Origin of the sequence: Actinoplanes italicus (assembly GCF_003001815.1) — a bacterium.
GTDB classification, from domain to species: Bacteria; Actinomycetota; Actinomycetes; order Mycobacteriales; family Micromonosporaceae; genus Actinoplanes; species Actinoplanes italicus.
The window spans coordinates 96,852-120,628 of the sequence record NZ_PVMZ01000017.1 but is presented as its reverse complement, the minus strand read 5'-3'; the positions used below and the strand labels follow the sequence as shown (position 1 = coordinate 120,628).

Below are 23,777 nucleotides of genomic sequence, written 5' to 3'. Positions count from 1 at the left end.
ACGGGGACACACGGACCGCGCTCTGGGGAAAGCACGGTTGAAACGAGCCTCGGGGCGGCTCCCGGCCGCGACTCTGCGACCAGTTCCCTGAGTATGTAAACGATTCAAAGAGGGTGTCAAGCGTCGATGCTCATCGATAAATGGTCACCGCGGTGGGGCGACCAGGCCCATCTCGTAGGCGATGATCACCAGGTGCACCCGGTCGCGGGCGTCGAGCTTCGTGAACAGCCGGGCCACGTGCGCCTTGGCGGTGGCCGGGCTGATGTGCAGGTCCGCGGCGATCTCGGCGTTCGACCGGCCCCGGCCGACGAGGGTGAGCACCTCGCGTTCCCGTTCGGTGATCCCCTCGTCGGGGCGGCGGCGCGGGGCCGCGGGAACCGGTGCCGGGCCGGCTCCGGCGAAGTGCTGGATCAGGCGGCGGGTGACGCTCGGTGCGATGAGCGCGTCCCCGGCGGCGACGACCCGGATGGCGCCGAGGATCTCCTCGAGGGCCATGTCCTTGACGAGGAAGCCGCTGGCCCCGGCCCGCAGGGCGGCGTACACGTACTCGTCGTCGTCGAACGTGGTGAGGACGAGGACCTTGGCCGGATCGGGCCCGGCCACGACGTGCCCGGTGGCCTCGATGCCGTCCATGACCGGCATCCGGATGTCCATGACCACCACGTCCGGCCGATGTTCGCGGGACAGCCGGACGGCCTCGGCGCCGTTGCCGGCCTCGCCGACGACCTCGATGTCCTCGGCGTCGTTGATGAGCACCCGCAGTCCGCTGCGGATCAGCGGCTGGTCGTCGGCCAGCACCACCCGGATGCTTACCGTGCCGCCACGGGCAACGGGATGCGTGCGGTGACCAGGAAGCCGCCGTCCGGCCGCGGACCGGCCGCGAACTCGCCGCCGAGCAGGCTGACGCGCTCACGCATGCCGGTCAGCCCGTTCCCGCCGCCGGTGCCGGGGCCGTCGCCCGCACCCGTGCCGTCGTCGGCCACCTCGATGGCGAGGCTGTCACCGTCGGAGCGGATGCCGACGTCGCAGTGCCCGGCGCCGGCGTGCCGGATCACGTTGGTGACCGCCTCCTGGACGATCCGGAACGCGGACAGGTCGATGTCGGGTGGCAGCGGCGACAGTTCGCCCTGCCGCAGCACGCGCACCTCGACGCCGGCCTGCGCGCTGCGGGCGACCAGGGTGTCGAGGTCGCCCAGGCCCGGCGCGGGATCGCGGGGCGCCGGCCCGGCCGACGCGTCGGTACGCCGGAGCGTGCCCAGCATCCGGCGCAGCGCGGCCGCGGTGTCCCGGCTGGTGTCCTCGATGTTGGCCAGCGCGGTCCGCGCCTCGTCCGGCTGGGTGCCGATGACCCGGCGGCCCACCCCGGCCTGTACCGCGATGACGGCGATGCTGTGCGCGACCATGTCGTGCAGCTCCCGGGCGATCCGCAGCCGCTCGGCCTCCACGGCCCGTGCCCCGGCCTGTTCCCGCTGCTCGGCGGCGTGCCGCCGGCGCTGCCGGACGGAGTCGCCGATGACCCACGCGGTGACGACCCCGAGCACCACGATCGCGGCCAGGGTCACCCCGTCCCCGACGTCCCCGGCGGCGAAGAACAGGCTCGTCTGCGCGAGGGCGGTCAGGACCGCCGCCGTGATCGACACCCGGCGTGACCGGTTGGCCGCCACGTTGCCGACCAGCACGTCGGTCACCGCGACGAGGACGATCAGCAGGACCCGGCCGTGGGAGTCGCCGCGGGCGCCGTGCTCGTGTCGCTCGCCGGGTATCCGGCGAGCGCGGTCGGGGTGCCCGGTGACGGCTGGTCCAATCTCGATCCGCCGTCGCTGTTCGCGCTGGCGCTGGCCACCGCGCAGATCGGGGTGTTCCTCCTGGTCCGGGACAGGTTGGCTGCCTGGCTGCGGCGGCCGTCGGTGTGGGCTCCCGTCGCCGTGCTCAATCTGGCGGCGATGACGGTGTTCTGCTGGCATCAGGGTGCCCTGCTGCTGGTCTCCTTCGCCGGGCTGCCGGCGGGCCGGCTTCCCGGCCTGCTGACCGAGCCGGTCGGGGCGTGGCCGCTGTACCGGCTGCTCTGGCTGCCGGTCTTCGCGCTCGCCCTGGCCGGACTCTGCACGATCTTCCACCGCTGGGAACGCACGGCCCCGAACCGCGCGGAGCGCCGGGGCCTGGTGGCCCCGGCGCTCAGGCGGGTCAGTGGGCAGAGGCCGTGTAGATGGCGGCGACCTCCTCGTCGGTGAGTGCCCGGTCGACGGCGTGGACCTGGTCGACCGCGCCGGACCAGAAGTCGACCCGGTTGCCCGCGTACTTGGCACGGCCCACCGACAGCGGCCCGGTGCTGACGACGTCCGGCCCGGCCGGGACGGTGGCGGCCCGCTGCCCGTCGACGTAGAGCCGGATCTCGCCGGTGACGTGATCGCGGACCCCGGCGAGGTGGTACCAGCGGTTGAGCGAAGGCGTCGTCACCAGCCGCGCCCGGTTGCCGCCGGGCGTGCTGAAGGCGAAGGCGCCCTGGCCGTACTGCAGGTAGAAGGGGTTCTCGGTGCGGCGGCCGTCCTGGCTGATCGCGGTGGCGTAGTTGCCGGGCAGCCTGTCGAGCGTCACCCAGGCCGCGATCGAGTAGTCCTTCGTGGTGTCCAGCACGGGCGCGGCCGTGTCGGCGTAGTCGCCGTCACCGTCGAACGTCAGCGCCGACCCGGACCTGCCGGGTACCCAGGAGGTGTCACCGGTCAGGGTGAGGTGGCTGTCGCCGCCGCTGTCGCGGGCGGTGGCGCCGCTGCCCTCGTCCAGGTTCCAGTCGCCGTGGCCCGGGTAGGTCCGTCCCTGCCCGGACGCCGCTCCGGCCGCGATGACGCGGGCGTTCACCGCCCGTACCGCCGCGGGGTCGACCTTGATCTCCCGGCGGTCGTAGGTCCAGAGACCGTTGAGCTCGGTCTCCAGGTCGGTGATCTGGGTGTAGACGGAGCCGGACAGCTCGTTGGCGGCGGCCTCCAGGTAGAACCGCTCGGTGTTGTCTACGTACTTGGCGGTCAGGGCCGCCTTGTCGGCGACGCCGCTGTAGATGACGGCCGGCGGGCCGGGCCACATGTGCCCGGGGGTGCGCAGGGTGAAGCCGCCGTGCTCACCGTCCATCGCGATGCGGGTGGCGTCCGGCCACGGCGGGTCGTTGTTGACGTAGTCGTGGTGGTCGATCACGTCGCCCTTGCCGGAGTCGCCCTTGGAGTTGCAGCAGTTCACGCCGCTGTGCGCGTTGAGGATCCGGGACGGGTCGGCCGCCTTCACACGAGTGGCGATCTCGCCGGTGGCGGTCCGGTCCCATTCGCCCCAGCCCTCGTTGAACACGATCCAGCCGATGATCGACGGGAAGTTGTGCAGCTGGCGCATCATCTCGCTGCCCTGGCTGAGGAACGCCTCCTGGCCGGCCGTGTTGTTGATGTCGGCGGAGACGAAGTCCTGCCAGACCAGCAGGCCCAGCTCGTCGGCGTGCCGGTACCAGCGGGCGGACTCGACCTTGATGTGCTTGCGGACCGCGTTGAAACCGAGCTTCTTGGTCTCGACCAGGTCGAACCTCAGCGCCGCGTCGCTGGGCTGGGTGTGCAGGCCCTCGGGCCAGAAACCCTGGTCCAGCGTGGCGAGCGAGAAGATCGGCTTTCCGTTCAGGATCAACTTCGGGAAACCACCGACATTCTGTACGCCTACGTCGCGCAGCCCGAAGTAGCCGCGCACGGAGTCGCTGCCGAGCTTGACGTCGACGTCGTACAGGTAGGGGTCGTCCGGGCTCCACAGCCGAGGCCGGTCGAGCTTGATCTTGAGATCGGTGTTGGTCGTACCCGAGACCTTCCTGTTGCCCTTGACCGTCACGGTGACCTTCGCCGCCGCCGCGGAGTTCACGCGCACGGTGACCGACCCGGCCGCCGCGTCGGGAGTGAGGACGAGGTCGTCGACGGCGACCGGGGCGACCGGCTCGAGCCAGACCGTCTGCCAGATGCCGGAGCTCGGCTCGTAGACGATGCCGCCCGGGTTGAGTGACTGCTTGCCCTTGGGCTGGTTGGGCCCGGTCACATCGGTGACGCCGACGATGATCTCCTGCGCGCCGCGCGGCTTGAGGGCGTCGGTGACGTCGGCGGTGAACGCGTTGTAGCCGCCGGTGTGCGTGGTGACGAGCGTGCCGTTGACCCAGACCCTGGCCTCGTAGTCGACGGCGCCGAAGTTCAGTTTGACGCGCTTGCCGTTCCAGCCGGCCGGCACGGTGATGAGCTTGCGGTAGAACATGTGGTCCTCGCGCCGCTCGATGCCGGACAGCAGCGACTCGACCGGGTACGGCACGGTGATCTTCTCGGCCAGGCGCTTGCCGAACACCGGCTGCTCCCCCGCCTCGGCGGACGCGAACTCCCACTGTCCGTTGAGGTTGAGCCAGTCCCTGCGGATCAGCTGCGGACGCGGGTACTCGGGCAGCGGCCGGTTCTTGTCGACCCGGTCGCCCCACGGCGTGGTCAGCCGGTGCGTCGAGGCGTTGGCCGCCGAGCGGATGACCTGCGGGACCGTCTCGCCGCCGACGACCAGTCCACCGGCGCCGTCGTAGTTGACACGGACCTTCTGGTTCTTCTGCACCTTCTCGGTGAGGGTGATGACGGCCTTGTCGCGTGCCTTGCGGACGCTCTTGATCGGGAAGACGGTGGTGTCGACCTCCACCTTCGTGTGGGCGGCCAGGTCACCGAGCGTGTCGACGTTCGCGTCGAAGTCCGCGGTCAGCGTCCTGCCGTCGGCGCCCACGGCAAACGCCACCGGGAAGATCTGGAAGCCGTCGGGTGGGGTGAGAGCGCTCTCGGGCACGATCTGCTTCTCGAGGCCGGCGCCCTGCCAGCGCAGGAACAGGTTCGCGCCGCCGACGTCCTGGAACATCTCGATGCGTACGGTGTGCGCTTCCCCCGCCACCAGCGGCACGGGCGCGCTGACCTGCTCGCGGTCCCAGTCACCGACCCAGTGGTCGATCACCGGCCGCTCGTCGAGGAAGAAACGGAACCCGTTGTCGCCGATCATCGAGAACGTGTAGTCGCCGGTGGCCGGAGCGGTGATCCTGCCGGTCCAGCGGGCGGTGGTGTGCTCGGTGCGGCCGGTGAGCGACTCGAACGTCCCGGCCAGACCGGGCAGGTCGATGTTCGGGTCGAGAACGATCCCGCCGAGTTCGGCGAAGTCACGGGCGCCCGGTGCGGACATCCGGAAGTACTCGCCCTTGAGCCCGTGCACCGGCGCCGCGGCGGCGGCCGGGCCGGTGGGGACGGCCAGGGCGGACAGGACGAGGAGGACGGCTAAGAGGAGCGGACGCACACGCAATCGCGTCATCGAGTGTTTCCCTTCGATCTCCAGCACATTGCAAACACACTGAACTATTTGCATGTGTGAAGTCAACAGAACACAACACCCTCGGACAGATTCGCGCGCATATCCTCACGATGACTGTCGAACATGCTTCCGCGTAACGAATTTTCCCCCGTTACTTTCGGCCTTTATGGAGCCGCTGACGCCTTTCACCGCATCGAAAGTCGACGTACGATCCCCTTCAAGTTCCGATAGATCCCCGTAAGTTTCGGAACTCTGTTCCCCACGCCGAGGAGAGGCTCATCCCCCGATGAACAAGCAGAGAAGGTGGCGTGCCGCCGCCGTCGCCGGCATCGTCGTCGCCATGACGGCCACGACCGTGATCCTGGGCCAGGGCACCTCCAGTGCCGCGTCCACACTGGGTGCGTCCGCCGCCGAGCGCGGCCGCTACTTCGGTGTCGCGATCGCCGGCAGCAGGCTGAGCGACTCGACGTACGCGACCATCGCGAACCGCGAGTTCAACATGGTCTCGGCCGAGAACGAGATGAAGCTCGACGCCACCGAGCCGAACCAGAACCAGTTCAGCTTCGGCGCCGGCGACCAGATCGTGAACTGGGCCCGCAACAACGGCAAGCAGGTCCGCGGGCACACCCTGGCCTGGCACTCCCAGCAGCCGGGCTGGATGCAGCGCATGGAGGGCTCGAGCCTGCGCAGTGCGATGCTCAACCACGTGACGCGGGTGGCCACCTACTACAAGGGCAAGATCCACTCGTGGGACGTGGTGAACGAGGCGTTCGCCGACGGTTCGTCCGGCGCGCGGCGTGACTCGAACCTGCAGCGCACCGGCAACGACTGGATCGAGGCGGCGTTCCGGGCGGCACGGGCCGCCGACCCGGCCGCGAAGCTCTGCTACAACGACTACAACACCGACAACTGGTCGCACGCTAAGACGCAGGCCGTCTACCGGATGGTCCAGGACTTCAAGTCGCGCGGCGTCCCGATCGACTGCGTCGGCTTCCAGGCGCACTTCAACTCCGGCAACCCGGTGCCGAGCAACTACCACACCACCCTGCAGAACTTCGCCAGCCTCGGCGTGGACGTGCAGATCACCGAGCTGGACATCGAGGGCTCCGGGTCGAGCCAGGCCGAGCAGTACCGCGGCATCGTGCAGGCCTGCCTCGCGGTGACCCGGTGCAACGGCATCACGGTGTGGGGTGTGCGCGACACCGACTCGTGGCGGGCGTCCGGCACGCCGCTGCTGTTCAACGGCAGCGGTCAGAAGAAGGCGGCGTACGACGCGGTCCTCGCCGCGCTCAACAGCGGCCAGCCCAACCCGAGCCAGTCGACCGGCGGCCCGTCCACCAGCCCGTCGAACCCGTCGGGCGGCGGCTGCACGGCCACGTACAGCGAGGGTCAGAAGTGGAACGACCGCTTCAACGGCCAGGTGACCGTGACCGGTTCGAGCAACTGGATCGTGACGGTGACGGTGTCCTCGCCGCAGCGCGTCATCGCCACCTGGAACACCACCGCGAGCTGGGACTCCAGCAACGTCATGACCGCGCGGCCCAACGGCAGCGGCAACTCGTTCGGGTTCACCGTCCAGCACGGTGGTAACTGGACGTGGCCGGCGCTGACCTGCCGGACCGCCTGACAGGTTCCGCACCAGGCGGCTCCCCGGGTCCGTCCCCCGGGGAGCCGCTGTGCGTCAGACCGTCACGGGCGGGGCTTGAGCAGCGTGATCCGGTTCTGGCCGAGCTCGGTCACGTACAGGTAGCCGGTGGCCGTGTCCTCCGTGACGTCGAGCGGCTGGCTGAAGCCGGTGAACCCGGGGATGCCGGTCCGCCGTCCGGACAGCGCGCCGCCGGCCGCCACGTCGAAGGTCTGCAGATCCTGGCTGGCCGAGTAGCGGACGTTGATCAGCTTGCCGCGCAGCTGTCCGCCGAACGCGCCGCCCCGGTACTCGATCACGCCGTTGGCGCTGGCGTGCAGGCCCGCGTCGAAGGTTCCGGCCAGGTCGAAGTTCGGGTCGGGCAGGGTGCCGTCCGGGTACGCCGGGACCTCGAACGGATCGACGCCCGCGCTCGGGTCGCCGCCGGCCAGCACCCACTCACAGCGCAACGGGTTCGGGTGTCCGTAGTAGCGGCCGGGCTTGGCGTCGAACACGTAGTCGGTCTCCGCGGTCGGCACGCTGGTCAGCGCGGGCACCGGCGGCCCGGTGTAACCACGCCGGGCGCACGAGGCGGGCAGGGTGGCCGGGGTGGCGGGCGTGTTGCCGCCCGCGGCCGAGCCGTTGGTCGGCACATACAGGTGCCCGTTGCTGTGCCACACCAGGTCGAACGCGTTCCGCACGCCGGTGGCATGAAGGGTCAAGGGCGCTCCCGAGGCGTACGGGTCATACGTGCCGCCGTCAGCTGTCTTGGCGTTCACCGGCAACGTGACCGGCAGGCGCGCCGGATCGAGCCGGAGAATGGCGGCGCTCAGCAGCTGGTCAGGACGGTTCCCCCAGGTCGAGTCGGGGGCGCCCATCGCGTTGTTGGAGCCCTGGCTCACGTACAGCGCCCCGTCCGGGCCGAAGGCCAGCGAGTTGGTCTCGTGGTCCTTCACCGAGCGCGGCAGGTTCGTCACGACGGCGGTGTAGGTGCCCAGGTCGGGGCCGCTGAGCCGGCCGATCCGCCCGGACCAGTCCGGCACGTTCGAGGTGCCGGTGTACTGGTAGTTGTCGGTCACCCACAGGATCGGGGCGGCCGCCGTGGACGCCGGGTCGAACGCCATGCCGATCACGGTGCGGTTCGGCTGGCCCGGCAGATTCGCGGCCGCCGCGTTCACCCGTACCGAATCGATGATCGTGGCCGTGCCCAGCGTCCCGTCGGAGTTGATCGGGAAGCGGTGGATCTGCCCGGTGAGGGTTCCGGCGTAAAGCCGGTTGTCGGGCCCCTTGATGACCGAGGTGAACGCCGCACCGGTCGCCACGCCGACCGTGGAGTCGAAGGCGATGCCGCCGGCCGGTGGTCCGCCGTCGCCGGCCGTGGTGAAGACGACCGAGAACGGCAGGAACGCCTTCCCGGTGACGTCCTTCGCGGCCGGGGTGATGGTGAAGCGGTAGGTGGTCGAGGCGGCCAGGGCCGCAGCCGGGGAGAAGTTGACGACGTCGCCGCCACCGCTGGTGAACGCCTGGCCCGCCACGACGGCGCCGGTGTCGGCGCGGGTCAGGGTGACCGCGGACGAGGTGAGGGAGGTGCCGTCGACGGCACCGTTCGGCAGCACCAGATCCTCGACGATGCTGACGGTGCGGCTGACCGCGGTGGCGAGGTTGGCGGGCGTGCTGGTGCGCACCGACGGCTGTGCCCCGGCGTCCGGCACGCTGACCACGTCGATGTAGTTGAACTTGGTGTTGGTGCCGCCGGCCGGGCTCAGCGTCAGCCTGCCGTCGGTGACCGTCACCGTACGCGTGGCCGTGGCGTGCCGGTTCGCGGCCGTCGGGGCGAAGGCGGCGATCGCGTTCTGGTTCTCGACGTTGGCCCAGTGCACGCTGTCGAGGGCCGTCCCGGAGTCGCCGACGGCGACGGTGACCTGGTAGACGCCGGGCGGGACGGTGGCCTCCCACGCACCCGGGGTGTGCGAGCCGGCCGAGCCGGACGGCAGTTGCGCGTGGATCAAGGTGGCCAGGCGCGGGTCGGCCTGTCCGGCGGCCGGGTTGCGGTTGCGGCCGTTGCCCTCCAGGCTCGCCGGGGTGAGTTCGCCCAGGTCGATCCAGCCGTAACCGCGTGCGTCGGTGAACGCGGCGCCGGAGTCCCGGACGTAACCGGCCGGTGGCGCGGTGGCCGCGTCGGAGAAGTTCACCTTCAGCGAGAACGCCGGGGGCGTGTCGACGACCCGGGCGATGTCGACGTAGTTGAGCTTGGTGTTCGTGCCGCCGGCGGCGTCGACGGTCAGCCGGCCGTCGCTCACCGGCACGGTCACCGTGGCGGTGCGGAACTCGGCGGCGGCCGTGGAGACGAACGCGCTGATCGCGGCGACACCCTCGACCCGGATCGTGTGGCTGCTGTCGTAGGACGGGCGGTCCCCCACCGCCACGGTGACCTGGTAGGTGCCGTTCGGCAGGACGTACTCCCAGGCGCCCGGGGTGGCGACGCCCGCGGTGCCGCCGGTGTCGCCGTACTGCAGGTGGATGAGGGTGTTGAGCCGGGCCTCGACTCCCGCGCGGGCCCGGTCGCGAGTGTTGGCGGTCAGGTCGAGCGGGACGCGGGTGCCGGCCAGGCTGTCCTGGCGCACCCAGCCGTACCCGCGGGTGGTGGTGAAGGCCGCGCCGGTGTCCGCCTGGTAGCCGGCGGGCACCGGCGAGGCGGCCGGCTGGAAGTCGATGCGGTCGACCGTGGTCACGGCGGCCCGGGCGGGCGCGGCCACGGAGACGGTGAGTATCAGAGGGGTGATGAGGGCGGCCAGAAGTCGTCGGCGCATGATTTCGAATCTCGCATGTGGACGATCCGCTGCCCGGCGCTGAAATTCGACTGTCCCGTAACCGCAGGTCACAGCCCTGCCGAAAGGCCTTTTCCCAGCCCATCCGGCAATGGTCTCAACGGCGGCGCAATGCGGCGTCGAGCAGCGAAGGCGGCGTGTCGAACTTTTCGCCGGGCGCCAGGTCGGTGCCGGGCGGCACGATCGCGTCGACGGCGTCCAGGACATCGGCGGACAGGACCGTGTCGGCGGCGTCGAGCTGCGAGCGCAGGTGGCCGAGGGTACGCGGGCCGATGAGCGCGGCGGTCACGCCGGGGTGCGCGGTGACGAACCCGAGGGCCAGCTGGATGAGGGTGAGGCCCGCCTCGCCGGCGACCTTGACGAGCTGTTCGACGGCGTCGAGGCGGGCCCGGTTGGCGGGGTCGGTCAGGTCGAAGCGCTGCGGCAGGATGCCGGCACGGTGGCTGGTGAACTCCTGTCCGGCCCGGATCGCGCCGGAGAGCCAGCCGGAGGCGAGCGGGCTCCAGGCGAGGACGCCCATGCCGTACTCCTGGATGACCGGCAGGACGTGGGCCTCGATGCCGCGCTGGAGCATCGAGTAGCTGGGCTGCTCGGTGACGTACCGGCTGAGGTGGTGTTCCCTCGCGGCCCACTGCGCCTGCACGATGCGGTGGGCGGGGAACGTCGACGAGCCGAAGTAGCGGATCTTGCCGGCGCGCTGCAGATCGGTGAGCGCGGACAGGGTCTCGTCGTCGGCGGTCGCGGGGTCCCAGCGGTGCATCTGGTAGAGGTCGACGTGGTCGACGCCGAGGCGGCGCAGGCTGTCGTCGAGGGCGGTGGTGACCCAGCGGCGGGAGCCGCCCCTGTGGTTGCGCTCGGTGCCCATCGGCATGGTGGCCTTGGTGGCGAGCACGATGTCGTCGCGGCGGCCCGCGATGGCCTTGCCGACCATCTGCTCGGACTCGCCGTTGCCGTACATGTCGGCGGTGTCGATCAGGTTGACGCCGGCCTCGAGGGCGGCGTCGACGATGGCGGTGGCCTCGTCCTGGGTGGTGCGGCCGATGGCGCCGAAGTTCATCGCGCCGAGCGCCAGGGTGCTGACCTGAACGCCGGTGCGGCCGAGAGTGCGGTACTGCATGGTGGTTCCTCCGGGGTGTCTGGCATGCTGGAGTCAAGCGGAACAACGTTCCGCCTCCGGGACCAAACATACGGAACACTGTTCCGTTTACCAAGCGGCGTGACGGGGGTAACAGTTCAGTGGTGGAGAAACGAGCCGACGCGCGCCGCAACCAGGAGACGCTGCTGGACGCCGCGGCCGCGGCCTTCATCGAGTCCGGCGTCAACGTGCCGGTACGTGACATCGCGACCCGGGCCGGTGTGGGCGTGGGCACCATCTACCGGCACTTCCCGACCCGCTCCGACCTGATCGTGGCGGTGTACCACCACCAGATCGAGGCGTGCGCCGACGCCGGACCGGAACTGCTCGCGACCAGCGCCACACCACATCTGGCCCTGGCCGCGTGGATCGACCTGTTCGTGGACTTCCTGGTCACCAAGCACGGCCTGGCGGAGGCGCTGCACTCCGACGACGCCGCGTTCGAGCGGCTGCACGGCCTGTTCCTGGAACGGCTGCTACCGGTCTGCGCCCGCCTGCTCGAAGCGGCCGCCGGGGCCGGCGAGATCCGGCCCGGCGTGGGCGCGCTGGAACTGATGCGGGGCGTCGGCAACCTGTGCATCGGCGATCGCGGCGACCCCCGCTACGACGCCCGCCGGATGGTGGGCTTCCTTATCGAGGGCCTGCGGCCGCCGCGACGCTGAGGGCCTGGGCAGCGTGCTGGTTCATGTCCAGCTCGCTGTGGATCACGTCGAGGATCCGCTGGTCGGTGCCGATCACGAAGGTCATCCGCTTGGTGCTCAGCGGACCGAGGTTCAGCTTGCGCTTCACACCGTACGCCGCGATCGTGACCGAGTCCGGATCGGACAGCAGCGGATAGTCGAACGTGTACGTCTCGGCGAACAGCTTCTGCTTCTCCACCGGGTCCCGGCTGATGCCGACACGCTGCACACCGGCCGCGCGGTACTCCGCGGCAAGGTCACGGAAGTGGCAGGCCTCCGCCGTACACCCCTTGGTCATGGCGCCGGGATAGAAGAACAGGACGACCGGCCCGTCCGCCAGCAACCCGGTCAGCCGCCGGGTGACGCCGTGCTGGTCGGGCAGTGCGAAGTCGGGCGCGATGTCACCCTTACCGATGCTCACCCGACCGAGTGTACGTTCACGATGGATCACATCAAGATCAAGGCTTACGCCCCGGGAGGCTCCGTGACCCGCGCCCACCTGACCCTGCATCCGGCGTTTCGTGTCGGGGACGTCGACCGGCGGCTGTTCGGCGGCTTCGTCGAGCATCTGGGGCGGCACATCTACGACGGCATCCACGAGCCGGGGCATCCCACGGCCGGGCCGGACGGGTTCCGGCGGGACGTCATCGAGCTGGTCAAGGAGCTGGGCGTCACCGCGATCCGCTATCCGGGCGGCAACTTCGTGTCCGCCTACCGGTGGGAGGACGGCGTCGGGCCGGTCGCCGAACGGCCCCGGCGGCTCGACCTGGCCTGGCACTCCACCGAGACCAACCTGGTGGGCCTGCACGAGTTCCAGGAGTGGCTCGACCTGGTCGGCAGCGAGCTGATGCTGGCCGTCAACCTCGGCACCCGCGGCCTGCAGGAGGCCCTCGAGCTCGTCGAGTACGCCAACGTGCCGTCCGGGACGGCCCGCGCAGACCGGCGGCGGGCCAACGGCCGCGAGGAGCCGTTCGGGGTGCGGATGTGGTGCCTGGGCAACGAGATGGACGGGCCCTGGCAGGTCGGGCACCGCGACGCCGGCGACTACGGCAAGCTCGCCTCGCAGGTCGCCAAGGCGATGCGACTGGTCGACAACCGGCTGCAGCTCGTGGTGTGCGGCTCGTCCGGCCGCGGCATGCCCACGTTCGGCTCGTGGGAGCGCACAGTCCTCGAACACACGTACGACGACGTCGACTACATCTCCTGCCACGCCTACTACCAGGAGACCGACGGCGACCTGGCGAGTTTCCTCGCCTCCGGCGTCGACATGGACGCCTTCATCGACGAAGTCGTGGCCACCGCCGATCACGTACGCGCGGTGAAGCGCTCCGGCAAGCGCATCCAGATCTCCTTCGACGAGTGGAACGTCTGGTACATGAGCCGCTGGAACGCTCAGGAGGGCACCCACACGATCGACGACTGGCCGGTCGCGCCGCGCCTGCTCGAGGACGTCTACTCGGTCGCCGACGCGGTCACCGTGGGCGGCCTGCTCATCTCGCTGCTCAACCACGCCGACCGGGTCACCTCGGCGTCGCTCGCGCAGCTGGTCAACGTCATCGCGCCGATCATGACCGAGCCCGGCGGCCCGGCGTGGCGGCAGACCACCTTCTTCCCGTTCTCCCTCACTTCCAAGGCCGCCCGCGGTACGGCCCTCGCGGTCACCCTCGACGCCGGCACCGTCACGACCGCCCGGTACGGCGAGGTGCCGGTCGTGGCCGCGGCCGCCACCACCGACGGCGGCACGGTCCAGCTGTTCCTGCAGAACCGCGACACCACGGCACCGACCACCGTGACCGTCGACCTGCGCGCCTTCGCCGGCCTCACCTCGGCCTCCGCGACCGGCATCTGGGACGACGACCCGTACGCGGTCAACAGCCTGACCGAACCGGACCGGGTCGCCCCGCGGACCAACGACACCGCCCGGCTCGACGACGGCGTCCTGACGGTCACGCTGCCTCCGGTCTCCTGGACGACGGTCGCCGTGGCCTGACCCTCAGCATCGGCAGGGATCCGCCGATAGGCAGAGGTGGACCGTCTTCGCGGGAGGAAGCGGTGAATGCCGGCTACCGGAGATCCCTGACCCGGACCGTATGCTTCGCCCTCGTCTACGCCGCCGCGTGCTACGCGGGGCGGCGCCTCGTCGTGGTGGGCAACCACAACCTGGCCTGGCCGGCCGCCGGGGTGGCCGTGGTCTGGTTCTGCGCCCACCTCCGCGCGCCGACCCGCCGCCTCGACATGCTGCTGCTGACACTGATCCTGGGCACCGTCAACTGGCGTACCGGGACCAGTGCGGCGGTCGGCGTCGTCGCCGGGCTGGTCGGCCTGATCCAGGTCCTGACGTTCCTGCGGTTGCTGCGCCGATGGGCCCCGCACCTGTGGGGCGCCGGCGGCGACGAGTCACTACGCTCCCCGCGGGATCTGTGGGCCCTGCTGAGAGCCGGCCTCGTGGCGACGATCGCCGCGTGTGCCTTCGGGCTGGTGGGCCGATGGCTGGCCACCGGCTCGCTGCCGGCGGCCGTCACGGCCATGTCGCTGGCCCGGCACACCGCCAGCATCCTGATCGTCGGGTCGGCCGGGATCTGCGTGGGTGCCGCTCTGGACCGGCTCCCCGACGGCCACCGGTCGATCGGCGGCTGGTGGCGTCGTCGTGCCCCGGTGCCGCGCCGGAGGATGGCCGAGATCGCCGGGATCTGCGCTCTGAGCGTCACCGGCCACGTGGTCGTGTTCGCATACGAGCAGCGTTTCCCGATGTCGTTCGCCCTGCTCGCCATCACCGTCCTGGTCGGGGTACGGCTCAGCACGCCGTGGGTGATCCTCAACAACCTGGTGGTCAGCGTCGTGACGCTGCGATACACCCTCGCCGGGAACGGGCCGTTCGCCAAGGTCGGTGACGTCGCCCAGCAGGCGGTCGTGGTGCAGCTCTTCGTCACCCTGGTCGCGCTGGTCGGCCTCGCCCTGGCGCTGGGCCGGGAGGAGCGGCAGGCGTTGCTGATCGCGCTCGCCCAGGAGAAGGAGCAGGTCAAACACCACGCCGACCTGCTGACCGCGATCATCGACTCGATGGCTGACGGGCTCGCCGTGATCGGCCCGGACAACCGGGTGACCCTGCGGAACCCGGCCGTCGCCGGCCTGCTCACCGAGAAGGAACTTTCTCAGCTGGGGGCGCCGGCCGGTACGTCCGATCTCATGGTGCGCCGCCCCGGCGACACGGAGAGCCGAGTCCTCCGGCTGACCGCCACCGCGCTGGCACACCCCGACGGCACGCACAGCACGGTGGTGCTGTTGCACGACGTGACCGCGGAACGGCGGCACCGCGACGAGCTGACCAGCTTCGCCGGGGTGGTCGCCCACGACCTGCTCAATCCGCTGACCAGCGTGGAGGGGTGGACGCACGCGGCCATGGAGTCGCTGGAAGGCGTACCGGATCATCCGAACGTCGGTGAGGCGCACGCCGACCTCGCCCGGGTGACCCGGTCCTCGGCGCGGATGCGGGGCCTGATCGACGGCCTGCTGTCGTACGCCACCGCGCGGGAGGCGATGGTCGCCCCGGCCCCGCTGGACCTGGCCGAGATGGTCGCCGACATCGCCCTGACCCGCGCCGACGCGGCCGTGGCGTGCGGTGCCCCGGCACCCCGGTTCGACATCGGCCCGCTGGCCCCGGTCCGGGCGGACCCGGTGCTGGTCCGGCAGCTGCTGGACAACCTGATCGGCAACGCGATCAAGTACACGGCGCCGGGCGTGCAGCCGTACCTGCGGATCACCGCCGAGACGGACGGGGCGATGGTCACCGTGCGGATCGTCGACAACGGCATCGGCATCCCCGAGGGTCAGCACGAGGCGATCTTCGACAACCTTCACCGCGCCCATCTCGGCGGTGGCTACATCGGCACCGGGCTGGGCCTGACGATCTGCAAACGCATCGTCGAGCGGCACGGCGGAACCATCACCGCGGCCGACGACCCCGGTGGTGGTTCCTGCTTCACCTTCACGCTGCCGTGCCTGTCACTGGCTGCTGGAGTTCGCCCACAGGTTGATGCCTGACTCGGTGGCGTACTTGTCGATCTCGGCCAGTTCGTCGGCGGAGAACGACAGGTTGTCCAGTGCCGCGACGTTGGTCTCCAGCTGCGCGACGCTGCTGGCGCCCAGCACCGTGGAGGTCATCCGCGGGTCGCGCAGCACCCAGGCGACCGCCATCTGCGCCAGGCTCTGACCACGGCGCCCGGCGATCGCGTCCAGCGCCCGGATCTTCTCCAGGTTCTCGTCGCTGAGCAGGTCGGTGCTCAGCGACTTGTCCGCGCCGGCCCGCGAGTCCTCCGGCACGCCCTTGAGGTAGCGGTCGGTGAGCATGCCCTGCGCGAGCGGCGAGAACGCGATGCAGCCGGAGCCCACCTGCTCGAGAGTGCCGAGCAGGCCGTCCTCGATCCAGCGGTTCAGCATCGAGTAGGACGGCTGGTGGATGAGCAGCGGCGTGCCCAGGTCACGCAGGATCGCCGCGGCCGCGGCGGTCCGCTCCGGCGAGTAGGACGAGATGCCCACGTAGAGCGCCTTGCCCGCCCGCACGGCGGCGTCGAGGGCGCCCATCGTCTCCTCGAGCGGCGTCTCCGGGTCCGCGCGGTGCGAGTAGAAGATGTCGACGTAGTCCACGCCCATCCGCTTCAGCGACTGGTCCAGCGACGCCGTCAGGTACTTGCGGGAGCCCCAGTCGCCGTACGGGCCGGGCCACATGTCGTATCCGGCCTTGGTCGAGATGACCATCTCGTCACGGTGCCGCCGGAAGTCCGTGGCGAGGACCCGGCCGAAGTTCTCCTCCGCGGAGCCGTACGGCGGACCGTAGTTGTTGGCCAGATCGAAGTGGGTGATGCCCAGGTCGAAGGCCCGGCGCAGGATGGCCCGCTGGGTTTCGAGCGGCTTGTCGTCGCCGAAGTTGTGCCAGAGGCCGAGGGAGATCGCGGGCAGCAGCAGACCACTGCGCCCGCTCCGGCGGTATTCCATGTCGTTACCTTCTTACGGGAGTTCGGCCAGGTCCTCGGCGGTCAGTTCGAGCGTGTCGGCGGCGGCCGAGTCGGTGATCGTCTCCGGGCGGCTCGCACCGGGGATCGGGATCGACACCGGCGACTTGGCCAGGTGCCAGGCCAGACAGACGCGCTGCGGGCTCACGCCGTACCTCCCGGCGACGCGGGCGAAGGAGCCGCCCAGCGAGCCGGCCGCCTGAATGCCACCCAGCGGCGACCAGGGCAGGAAGGCGATGCCCAGCTCGGTGCAGAGCTCCAGCTCGGGTTCCGAGGACCGGAACTCGGGCGAGAACTGGTTCTGCACCGACACCAGTCGCCCACCAAGGATCTCCTGCGCCTCGCGGATCTGCTGCGGGTTCGCGTTGGAGATGCCGGCCAGCCGGATCTTCCCGGCGTCCAGCAGGTCGCGGATCGCGCCGATCGAGTCCGCGTACGGCACCCGCGGATCGGGCCGGTGGTGCTGGTAGAGGCCGATGGCGTCGACGCCGAGCCGCTTCAGTGAGGCCTCGCAGGCCTGCTTGAGGTAGTCGGGCGAGCCGTCGACGGTCCAGCTGCCGTCGCCGGGCCGCAGGTGGCCGCCCTTGGTGGCGACCAGCACGCCGGAGGTGTCACCGCCGTAGGCGGCCAGCGCGCGGGCGATCAGCGACTCGTTGTGCCCGGCCTCGTCCGCGCCGATGTGGTAGGCGTCCGCGGTGTCGATCAGGGTGATCCCGGCGTCCAGGGCGGCGTGGATGGTACGGATCGAGCGGTCCTCGTCCGGGCGTCCCTCGATCGACATGGGCATGCCGCCGAGTCCGATCGCGCTGACCCGTACGTCACCGATGCGTCGGCTCTGCATTGGTTCCTCCTGAGGATGGATACGTGTACCACCCTGGTATCCCCGATCCGGCGGCGTCCAACAGAAGAAACCGCTCGGATTAAGCGGCTAGGGTGCTCAATCGTGGAACTGCGGCATCTCGAGTACTTCGTGGCGGTCGCCGAGGAGCGGCACTTCACCCGCGCGGCCCACCGGATGCGGGTGGCCCAGTCCGGGCTGTCCGCGTCGATCCGGGCCCTGGAGCGGGAGCTCGACGCCGACCTGTTCATCCGGCACACCCGCCGGGTCGAGCTGACCGACGCCGGCCGGGCCCTGCTCACCGAGGCGCACCGCACCCTGGCCAGTGCGGCGGCCGCCCGCGACGCCGTCGCCGCCGTCCGCGGCCTGCTGCGCGGCAGCCTCGCCATCGGCGCCGAGCAATGCCTCGGCGCGATCGACATGGCGCCGCTGGTGGCGTCGTTCCGGCGGGCGCACCCCGGCGTCGAGGTGCGGCTCGGCTACGCCGGCTCCGGCCATCTGGTCGAACAGATCCGGCTCGGCGTGCTGCAGGCCGCGTTCGTCGCCCTGCCCGGCCCGGCACCCGACGGCGTGCGCCTGCTGCCGGTCGCCGCCGAGAAGATGATGCTGCTCTGCCACCCGGCGCACACCCTCGCCGACAGCGACACTGTCGCCGTCGAGGACCTGGCCACCGAGGAGTTCGTCGACTTCAGCGCCGACTGGGGCGCCCGGCGTGTCAACGACCTGGCGTTCGCCCGGGCCGGTGCCGAACGCCGGGTGGCGGTCGAGGTCAACGACGTGCACACGCTGCTCGACTTCGTACACCAGGATCTCGGGGTTGCCCTGGTGCCGGCCCCGGTGACCCGCAAGCCGCAGGCGAAGGGCCTGCACGCCGCCCCGGTCACCGGCCCGGTCCCGGACTGGCGTGTGGCGGTCGCCCTGCCCGCCGCGACGCCGCCCGGCCCGGCCACCGAGGCGCTGCTGCGCCTCGCGCTTCCCAAGATCTGACCTGGTCCGGGCCCGACGCCGCATCCTCTCGCGCCGCCGGGCCTCCCGCCCGGAAGACCTCAGCGCCCGTACGTCTCGAGCAGCCGCAGCCAGATCTCGCTCATCGTGGGGAACGCCGGAACGGCGTGCCAGAGCCGGTCCAGCGGCACCTCCCCGGCGACGGCGATCGTCGCGGCGTGCAGAAGCTCGGCGACGTCCGGTCCGGCCAGGGTGACGCCGACGATCACCCGCCGGTCCTCGTCGACGACCATCCGGGCGCGTCCCCGGTAGCCGTCGGCGTGCAGGGACGACCCCGCCACCGAGCCGAGGTCGTAGTCGACGACCCGGATGTTCAGCCCGGCGGCCCCGGCCGCGGCGGCGGTCAGGCCGACCGAGGCGATCTCCGGGTCGGTGAAGACCACCTGCGGTACGGCGCGCTCGTCCGCCGTCACCGCGTGCCGCCCCCATGCACCGGTGTCCACGGGCTCGCCCTTCGCGCGGGCCACGATCGCGTCCCCGAGTGCCCGGGCCTGGTATTTGCCCTGATGGGTGAGGAGGACGCGGCGGTTGACGTCGCCCGCGGCATACAGCCAGTCCCCGGCCGCGGTGACACGCAGGGCGTCGTCGACGGTGAGCCAGTCCCCCGGCGTCAGTCCGATGTTCTCGAGGCCGAGGTCGCGCGTGTGGGGCGTACGACCGATCGCCACCAGCACCTCGTCGGCCTCGATCACCTCGCCGCCGGCCAGCGTGACGTGCACCGCCCCGGCGTCGTCACGTTTCACCGACACCGCTTCGGCTCCGGTCCGGACCGTCACACCCGCATCCCGCAACGACTCGGTGACCAGCTCCCCCGCGAACGGTTCCGCCTGCGGCAGCACGCCGTCGCGGGCCAGGACCGTCACCGTGGACCCGAGGGCCGCGAACGCCGTCGCCATCTCGGCACCGACCACACCCGCGCCGATGACCACGAGCCGCCCCGGCACCGACTTCGCCGACGCCGCCTCCCGGCTGGTCCACGGCGCCGACTCCCGCAGCCCGTCGATGTCCGGGATCAGCGCACCGGTCCCGGTCGCGACGACCACCGCGTGCCGGGCGGTCAGCCGTGTGGTGACACCGTCGGCGCCGGTGACGTCGACCACCCGCGCCGAGCTGATCCGCCCCTGTCCACGGTGCAGCGCGATACCGGCCGACTCGAGCCACGACACCTGCCCGTCGTCCCGCCAGTTCGAGGCGAACGAGTCCCGGCGTCCCAGCACGGCGGCGGCGTCCAGGTCACCGGTGACCGCTTCGCGGGCTCCGGGCAGCTGCCGGGCCGCCCGTAACGCCGAGGCACTGCGCAGCAACGCCTTGGTCGGCATGCACGCCCAGTAGGAGCACTCACCCCCGACCAGTTCCCGCTCGACGATGGCCGCGGTCAGCCCGCCCTGAACCACGCGGTCGGCGACGTTCTCCCCGACGGGCCCGGCTCCGATGACGATGACGTCGTACGTGTTGTCGCTCATGCTCGATTCCCTTCGCGGTACGACTGGGACGGGTGGCCGGTCTCGTTCGTGCGCACTTCTTCGTTCACAACCCGGACGGTGGTCGCGCTCATGCCCGGCCGCCCTTCGCGGCGCGGCCGAGGCGGATGGCGGAGATCAGGAAGAAGATCGCCCCCGGGATGGCGTAGCCGGCCGCGTTGGCGAGCGAGGGGTCCACGGCACCGGCCGACGCGATGAACGAACCGCCGGCGAGCACCGACAGGCCACCGCTGAAGATCATCGGCCACTGGCCGCCCATCCGCCTGCGGTTGACGCCCACGATCAGCTGAACCACACCGGCCACCACCGCCCACGCACCCCAGACCACCAGCATCGCCGGAATGCCGGACGCTGCGGCCACGGCCAGGCCGATGGCGGTGATCGTGCTTACGGCGATGTTGACGTACAGAAGGGCCGGGGAGGTGCCGCTTCGCGAGGAACGCAGGTCGTAGACGGCGGCACCGACGTCGAACAGCGGGTAGATCACGAACAGCACCGCGGTGATCAGGTTGAGCTCCCCGGCGACGGCCATCGTCAGGGCGGCCCACACGACGGCGAACGCGGCCCGGACGAAGTAGAGCCGCCGCAGCGCGGACGCCGTCTGCGAGATGACGGGAGAGACAGTGGTGGTGCTCATGGCAGGTGACCCTTTCTCCGGGTAGACAGAACGTTCTGTCTACCGATGCGAACGGAAAGCGGCGATGCGGGGCGGAGCGATGAGGGAGGAACGTTCAGGGCGAAGCGACGAGGCGGCGACGCGGGCGGAGCGATGAGGCGGCGACGCGGGCGGAGCGATGAGAGCGGAGCGATGAACGGCGACGCGGGCGGAGCGATGAGGGCGATGCGCGCGACTCGGGGCTCGATGCCGGAGAAGCGGCTCAGGGCTCGATGTCGGAGAAGAGGCCCTTGAATGGGACACCGCTTCCCACCAGGGCACTGAAGAGTTCAGCGGCGGCCTGCGTCGTCACCGCCGCCGACGCGTCGTCGTAGGTGTCGAAGTAGAGGTCCAGAGTGCGGTGAGCGGGCGTGGCGGTGCCGTCCTCCTTGGGCCACACCTTCGCCGATTCCAGGCGCTGCAGCTTCGGGAACTTCTCGGCGGCCGTACGGATGCCGGCGTAGACCTTCTCGAAGCCGTCCGGGTCGGCGGGGTTGTCGATGATCAGCGTGATCTTGGTCGGCATGGCCGGCTCCCTAGGTAGAACGAACGTTCTGTCTCGGCAAAAGCTAGAGCCACCGCACCCGCCTCGTCAAGACAGAACGTTCTTTCTCTCAGTAGACAGAACGTTCTACCTCTTAGAGTGAGCACAAATCATCGCTCAACAGCGTATTCGCAAGACGATGGGCGCACTGGTAGAACGAACGTTCTGTCCGCTAGGGTGGCCGCATGACACCCGCTAAGGTGGCCGCATGACGCGCGGCGAAACCGATACCCGCTCCTCCGAGGCACGGTCCCGGCTGCTGAGCACGGCGACCGGCATCTTCTACAACGAGGGCCTCCACGCGATCGGCGTGGACCGCATCATCGCTGACGCAAAGGTGACCCGGGCCACGTTCTACCGGCACTTCCCCAGCAAGGAAGACCTCATCGTCGCGTACCTCGGTGAGATCCATGAGATGGAACGCGGCGCCCTGCACGCCGTCATCGCCGCCAACCCGAAGCCCGCCGACGCCCTCCTGGCCGTCGCCGGGGCGATCGGCCGCAACATCCAGTCTCCGGGCTTCCGGGGTTGCGCCTTCCTGAACGCGGCCGCCGAGTATCCGAACGCCGGTCACCCGGCGCATCGGCAGCTGATCGCGCACCGGCAGTGGTTCCTGGACACGCTCACGAACCTGTTCACCCAGGTCGCGCCGGATTCAGCGGACGCCGCGGCACGTCACTTCGTGATGCTGCGCGACGGCGCCATGGCGGCCGGCTGCCTGTCGAACGCCAAGGTGGTGGCCGAGACGTTCCTGCGCGGGATCGAGGGACTCGTCCGGATCCACGGCGAGCGCGGGCCCGCCACGGTCGCGGCGGGCCCGGCACAGGAAGGGCGGTAGAAGCGGTGACCGGAAAACAGCGGATCTAGCGATAGCCGAAGACCGGCGGCAGGATCAGGACGACGGCCCACAGCCAGGCGGCGTACACCGGCAGGTAGGCGGTCTGCCAGCGTTCGATGGCCGCGAATCCGCCGCGCCGCCGGACGAACAGCAACAGCAACCACGCCGACCAGGTGAGGTTGGCCAGCAGGACGATGTTCTCGCCGAGGGCCGCCACGTTGTTCGGCGTGGTGCCGTACTCGGCGATGCGGCCGGTCATCGTGTACAGCACCAGCGCGTCGATGACCAGGGCGCTGACCACGAGCGCGAGCTGGAGCACGTCGAAAGGTCCGCGCGGCGCCTGCGGGTCGCGGGCCGACAGCGAGTACAGCATCAGGCCGAGGACCACCACGAGCAGCATGTCGAACAGCACCAGCGTCTGGCGGTTCACCTCGATGCCGCTGCCGTTCCAGCCGATGGTGACCAGGAAGGCGAGCAGCGCCAGGGTGAACAGCGGCGTGAACAGCCGGGTCAGCACCGGCGCGATGTTCTCGATGACGCCCTGTTTCGCCTCGACCAGCCAGCCGCCGACGACCATCGAGGCGACCAGCCCGCACGGTGTGAGCCAGTTCCAGATGAACTCGTCGGGATACACGTCGATGGCGTTGAAGATCCCGTAGAGGAAGGCGATCAACACCGACCCACCGAGACCTATGAGTACGAGGTAGACGAACCACTCTCCGCTGAAGCGGATGAAGTCCATCCGCCGACGGGACGAGCGCAGGTCGTCGGAGACGTAGGCCAGGCCGACCACGAGCCACAACGCGAGCGGCAGGTGGGTCGCGACGACACCGACCGACTTCGAGTCCTCGCTCATCGGATAGGCGTTCGCCACGACGGCGCCGACCACGAACAGCGCCGCCAGCACCCCGTACCACCGCGGTCCCGCCTGTCGCCGCCAGGCCAGGAACCCGGCGAGCCACGGCAGCGCGAACAGGGTCATGTTGAGGGCGTAGAACATGCCGCTGTCGTCGTAGCGCTTGCCGAACAGTTCGGGCACCTTGATCGAGATCGCGGCGCCGGCCGCGCACACGAGCATGGCGACCAGATCGCGGCGGGAACGGCTGGTCTTCGCCTCGTCACCGGGCTCGCCGGTCAGCATGAGCTGCTTCCACAGCCGCTCGGAGTGCTCGCGGGCGAACTCGCGGGACAGGTCGTCGAGGCCGCCCATGCGCTTGACCGCGATGAGGAAGGCCTCGTCGGCGTTCAGTCCGAGAGCGACGAGTTCGTCGACCGAGCCGCGCAGGTGATCCTCGAGTTCCTCGGCATCGGACGCGACGAGTTCGGGGCGGCGCCGGACGTACGCTCGCCATTGGTTGAATTGGTCTTGAAGTTCGTCCTCGCCGTTGGTGATCGTCACGCCGTGCCCTCCAGCGGGTTGAACAGCGGCCGGATGTCGCCGATGCTGGGCCAGACCTGCTTGAGGGCGTCGACGACGGTCTGCCACTGACGCTGCTGTTCGGCCAGTTCCGCGAGGCCCTGACGGGTGATCCGGTAGTACTTGCGCCGGCGCTCCCCCGCGACCGCCTGCCAGCTCGACTCGACGTGGCCGTGGCGTTCCAGCCGGTGGAGCAGTGGATACAGGAACCCTTCGGTCCAGTCCAGCTCGCCGCCGGACAGGTCGCTGATGCGGCGCAGGATGGCGTAGCCGTAACTCTCGCCCTCGGCGAGGATGCCGAGCACGATGGGCGTGGCCGAGGCGGCCACGAGATCCTTGGTCACCCGCACGGGCAACCTCCTTGAATACCTAGAAGATCGATGCATAGT

At 70.4% G+C, this 23,777-nt stretch carries 20 protein-coding genes; 7 read left to right on the top strand and 13 right to left on the bottom strand.

All coding sequences use genetic code 11. The annotated features are described in order from the left end of the window. Positions 1–144: 144 nt before the first annotated feature. Both CLV67_RS34160 and CLV67_RS34155 read right to left on the bottom strand, forming a co-directional pair. Complete coding sequence (locus CLV67_RS34160; protein ID WP_106325892.1) at positions 145–807, bottom strand: response regulator; 663 nt, start codon at positions 805–807, stop codon at positions 145–147. Positions 808–809: 2 nt separating this feature from the next. Next, positions 810–1,688: a sensor histidine kinase gene (locus CLV67_RS34155; RefSeq protein ID WP_203737797.1), complete on the bottom strand. Its 879-nt coding sequence runs from the start codon at positions 1,686–1,688 to the stop codon at positions 810–812. Between the two features lie 30 nt (positions 1,689–1,718). Here CLV67_RS34155 and CLV67_RS52185 point away from each other — a divergent pair, with 30 nt between their 5' ends. Continuing rightward, positions 1,719–2,231, top strand: a complete 513-nt coding sequence (locus tag CLV67_RS52185) for a hypothetical protein (RefSeq protein ID WP_170154098.1) — start codon at positions 1,719–1,721, stop codon at positions 2,229–2,231. Here CLV67_RS52185 and CLV67_RS34145 read toward each other — a convergent pair. Further along, on the bottom strand, positions 2,185–5,334 hold the full coding sequence (locus tag CLV67_RS34145) for a LamG-like jellyroll fold domain-containing protein (RefSeq protein WP_106325887.1): 3,150 nt from the start codon (positions 5,332–5,334) through the stop codon (positions 2,185–2,187). The genes CLV67_RS52185 and CLV67_RS34145 overlap by 47 nt on opposite strands. Positions 5,335–5,620: 286 nt before the next feature. On the opposite strand from CLV67_RS34145, the gene CLV67_RS34140 reads away from it, so the two are divergent. Further along, positions 5,621–6,961 carry a glycoside hydrolase family 10 protein gene (locus CLV67_RS34140; RefSeq protein WP_106325885.1) on the top strand — a complete coding sequence of 447 codons (1,341 nt, stop codon included), beginning with the start codon at positions 5,621–5,623 and terminating at the stop codon, positions 6,959–6,961. A gap of 62 nt (positions 6,962–7,023) precedes the next feature. Here CLV67_RS34140 and CLV67_RS34135 read toward each other — a convergent pair whose 3' ends face one another. Together CLV67_RS34135 and CLV67_RS34130 are read right to left on the bottom strand one after the other, a co-directional pair. Beyond that, positions 7,024–9,768, bottom strand: a complete 2,745-nt coding sequence (locus CLV67_RS34135; RefSeq protein ID WP_106325883.1) for a PQQ-dependent sugar dehydrogenase — start codon at positions 9,766–9,768, stop codon at positions 7,024–7,026. Between the two features lie 115 nt (positions 9,769–9,883). Then, positions 9,884–10,903: an aldo/keto reductase gene (locus CLV67_RS34130; RefSeq protein WP_106325881.1), complete on the bottom strand. Its 1,020-nt coding sequence runs from the start codon at positions 10,901–10,903 to the stop codon at positions 9,884–9,886. A 119-nt stretch (positions 10,904–11,022) separates the two neighbouring features. Between CLV67_RS34130 and CLV67_RS34125 the strand changes: the two genes are divergently transcribed. Then, the gene (locus CLV67_RS34125) at positions 11,023–11,583 is read left to right on the top strand and encodes a TetR/AcrR family transcriptional regulator (protein WP_106325879.1); all 561 of its coding nucleotides are present in this window, start codon (positions 11,023–11,025) and stop codon (positions 11,581–11,583) included. Here the strand turns inward: CLV67_RS34125 and CLV67_RS34120 are convergent. Beyond that, positions 11,552–12,022 (bottom strand): peroxiredoxin, encoded by a 471-nt coding sequence (locus tag CLV67_RS34120; RefSeq protein ID WP_239166901.1) that lies wholly within the window; start codon positions 12,020–12,022, stop codon positions 11,552–11,554. The genes CLV67_RS34125 and CLV67_RS34120 overlap by 32 nt on opposite strands. 21 nt (positions 12,023–12,043) lie before the next feature. Here CLV67_RS34120 and arfA point away from each other — a divergent pair, with 21 nt between their 5' ends. Then, positions 12,044–13,591 carry an arabinosylfuranosidase ArfA gene (arfA, locus tag CLV67_RS34115; protein WP_239166900.1) on the top strand — a complete coding sequence of 516 codons (1,548 nt, stop codon included), beginning with the start codon at positions 12,044–12,046 and terminating at the stop codon, positions 13,589–13,591. Positions 13,592–13,653: 62 nt separating this feature from the next. Beyond that, positions 13,654–15,642 carry a sensor histidine kinase gene (locus tag CLV67_RS34110; protein WP_106325877.1) on the top strand — a complete coding sequence of 663 codons (1,989 nt, stop codon included), beginning with the start codon at positions 13,654–13,656 and terminating at the stop codon, positions 15,640–15,642. Here CLV67_RS34110 and mgrA read toward each other — a convergent pair. Further along, positions 15,604–16,593, bottom strand: coding sequence for an L-glyceraldehyde 3-phosphate reductase (gene mgrA, locus CLV67_RS34105; protein WP_106325875.1), 990 nt, complete (start codon positions 16,591–16,593; stop codon positions 15,604–15,606). The two genes, CLV67_RS34110 and mgrA, sit on opposite strands and share 39 nt — an antisense overlap. Positions 16,594–16,605: 12 nt before the next feature. Continuing rightward, positions 16,606–17,451: an aldo/keto reductase gene (locus tag CLV67_RS34100; RefSeq protein WP_106325873.1), complete on the bottom strand. Its 846-nt coding sequence runs from the start codon at positions 17,449–17,451 to the stop codon at positions 16,606–16,608. Positions 17,452–17,553: 102 nt separating this feature from the next. On the opposite strand from CLV67_RS34100, the gene CLV67_RS34095 reads away from it, so the two are divergent. Then, entirely contained in the window at positions 17,554–18,435 is an 882-nt protein-coding gene (locus tag CLV67_RS34095; RefSeq protein WP_106325871.1) for a LysR family transcriptional regulator, read from the top strand. A 59-nt stretch (positions 18,436–18,494) separates the two neighbouring features. Here CLV67_RS34095 and CLV67_RS34090 read toward each other — a convergent pair whose 3' ends face one another. From CLV67_RS34090 to CLV67_RS34080, 3 genes are all read right to left on the bottom strand, one after another. Continuing rightward, complete coding sequence (locus CLV67_RS34090; protein ID WP_106325869.1) at positions 18,495–19,916, bottom strand: dihydrolipoyl dehydrogenase family protein; 1,422 nt, start codon at positions 19,914–19,916, stop codon at positions 18,495–18,497. Positions 19,917–20,004: 88 nt separating this feature from the next. Continuing rightward, entirely contained in the window at positions 20,005–20,571 is a 567-nt protein-coding gene (locus CLV67_RS34085) for a hypothetical protein (RefSeq protein WP_106325867.1), read from the bottom strand. A 241-nt stretch (positions 20,572–20,812) separates the two neighbouring features. Next, positions 20,813–21,115 (bottom strand): EthD family reductase, encoded by a 303-nt coding sequence (locus CLV67_RS34080; protein WP_106325865.1) that lies wholly within the window; start codon positions 21,113–21,115, stop codon positions 20,813–20,815. A gap of 226 nt (positions 21,116–21,341) precedes the next feature. Between CLV67_RS34080 and CLV67_RS34075 the strand changes: the two genes are divergently transcribed. Continuing rightward, the gene (locus CLV67_RS34075; RefSeq protein WP_106325863.1) at positions 21,342–21,971 is read left to right on the top strand and encodes a TetR/AcrR family transcriptional regulator; all 630 of its coding nucleotides are present in this window, start codon (positions 21,342–21,344) and stop codon (positions 21,969–21,971) included. A 25-nt stretch (positions 21,972–21,996) separates the two neighbouring features. On the opposite strand, the gene CLV67_RS34070 is transcribed toward CLV67_RS34075, so the two are convergent. Beyond that, complete coding sequence (locus tag CLV67_RS34070; RefSeq protein WP_106325861.1) at positions 21,997–23,370, bottom strand: permease prefix domain 1-containing protein; 1,374 nt, start codon at positions 23,368–23,370, stop codon at positions 21,997–21,999. Continuing rightward, a complete protein-coding gene (locus CLV67_RS34065) occupies positions 23,367–23,738 on the bottom strand; it encodes a PadR family transcriptional regulator (RefSeq protein WP_106325859.1) in 372 nt (123 codons plus the stop codon). The genes CLV67_RS34070 and CLV67_RS34065 overlap by 4 nt, the downstream gene beginning before the upstream one ends. Positions 23,739–23,777 lie beyond the last annotated feature (39 nt).

Bases quoted from the DNA above. Each gene is read 5' to 3' on its own strand.
- CLV67_RS34145 (WP_106325887.1), bottom strand. From the start codon at position 5,334: ATGACGCGATTGCGTGTGCGTCCGCTCCTCTTAGCCGTCCTCCTCGTC.
- CLV67_RS34140 (WP_106325885.1), top strand. From the start codon at position 5,621: ATGAACAAGCAGAGAAGGTGGCGTGCCGCCGCCGTCGCCGGCATCGTC.
- CLV67_RS34135 (WP_106325883.1), bottom strand. From the start codon at position 9,768: ATGCGCCGACGACTTCTGGCCGCCCTCATCACCCCTCTGATACTCACC.
- CLV67_RS34130 (WP_106325881.1), bottom strand. From the start codon at position 10,903: ATGCAGTACCGCACTCTCGGCCGCACCGGCGTTCAGGTCAGCACCCTG.
- arfA (WP_239166900.1), top strand. From the start codon at position 12,044: ATGGATCACATCAAGATCAAGGCTTACGCCCCGGGAGGCTCCGTGACC.
- mgrA (WP_106325875.1), bottom strand. From the start codon at position 16,593: ATGGAATACCGCCGGAGCGGGCGCAGTGGTCTGCTGCTGCCCGCGATC.
- CLV67_RS34100 (WP_106325873.1), bottom strand. From the start codon at position 17,451: ATGCAGAGCCGACGCATCGGTGACGTACGGGTCAGCGCGATCGGACTC.
- CLV67_RS34090 (WP_106325869.1), bottom strand. From the start codon at position 19,916: ATGAGCGACAACACGTACGACGTCATCGTCATCGGAGCCGGGCCCGTC.
- CLV67_RS34085 (WP_106325867.1), bottom strand. From the start codon at position 20,571: ATGAGCACCACCACTGTCTCTCCCGTCATCTCGCAGACGGCGTCCGCG.
- CLV67_RS34080 (WP_106325865.1), bottom strand. From the start codon at position 21,115: ATGCCGACCAAGATCACGCTGATCATCGACAACCCCGCCGACCCGGAC.
- CLV67_RS34075 (WP_106325863.1), top strand. From the start codon at position 21,342: ATGACGCGCGGCGAAACCGATACCCGCTCCTCCGAGGCACGGTCCCGG.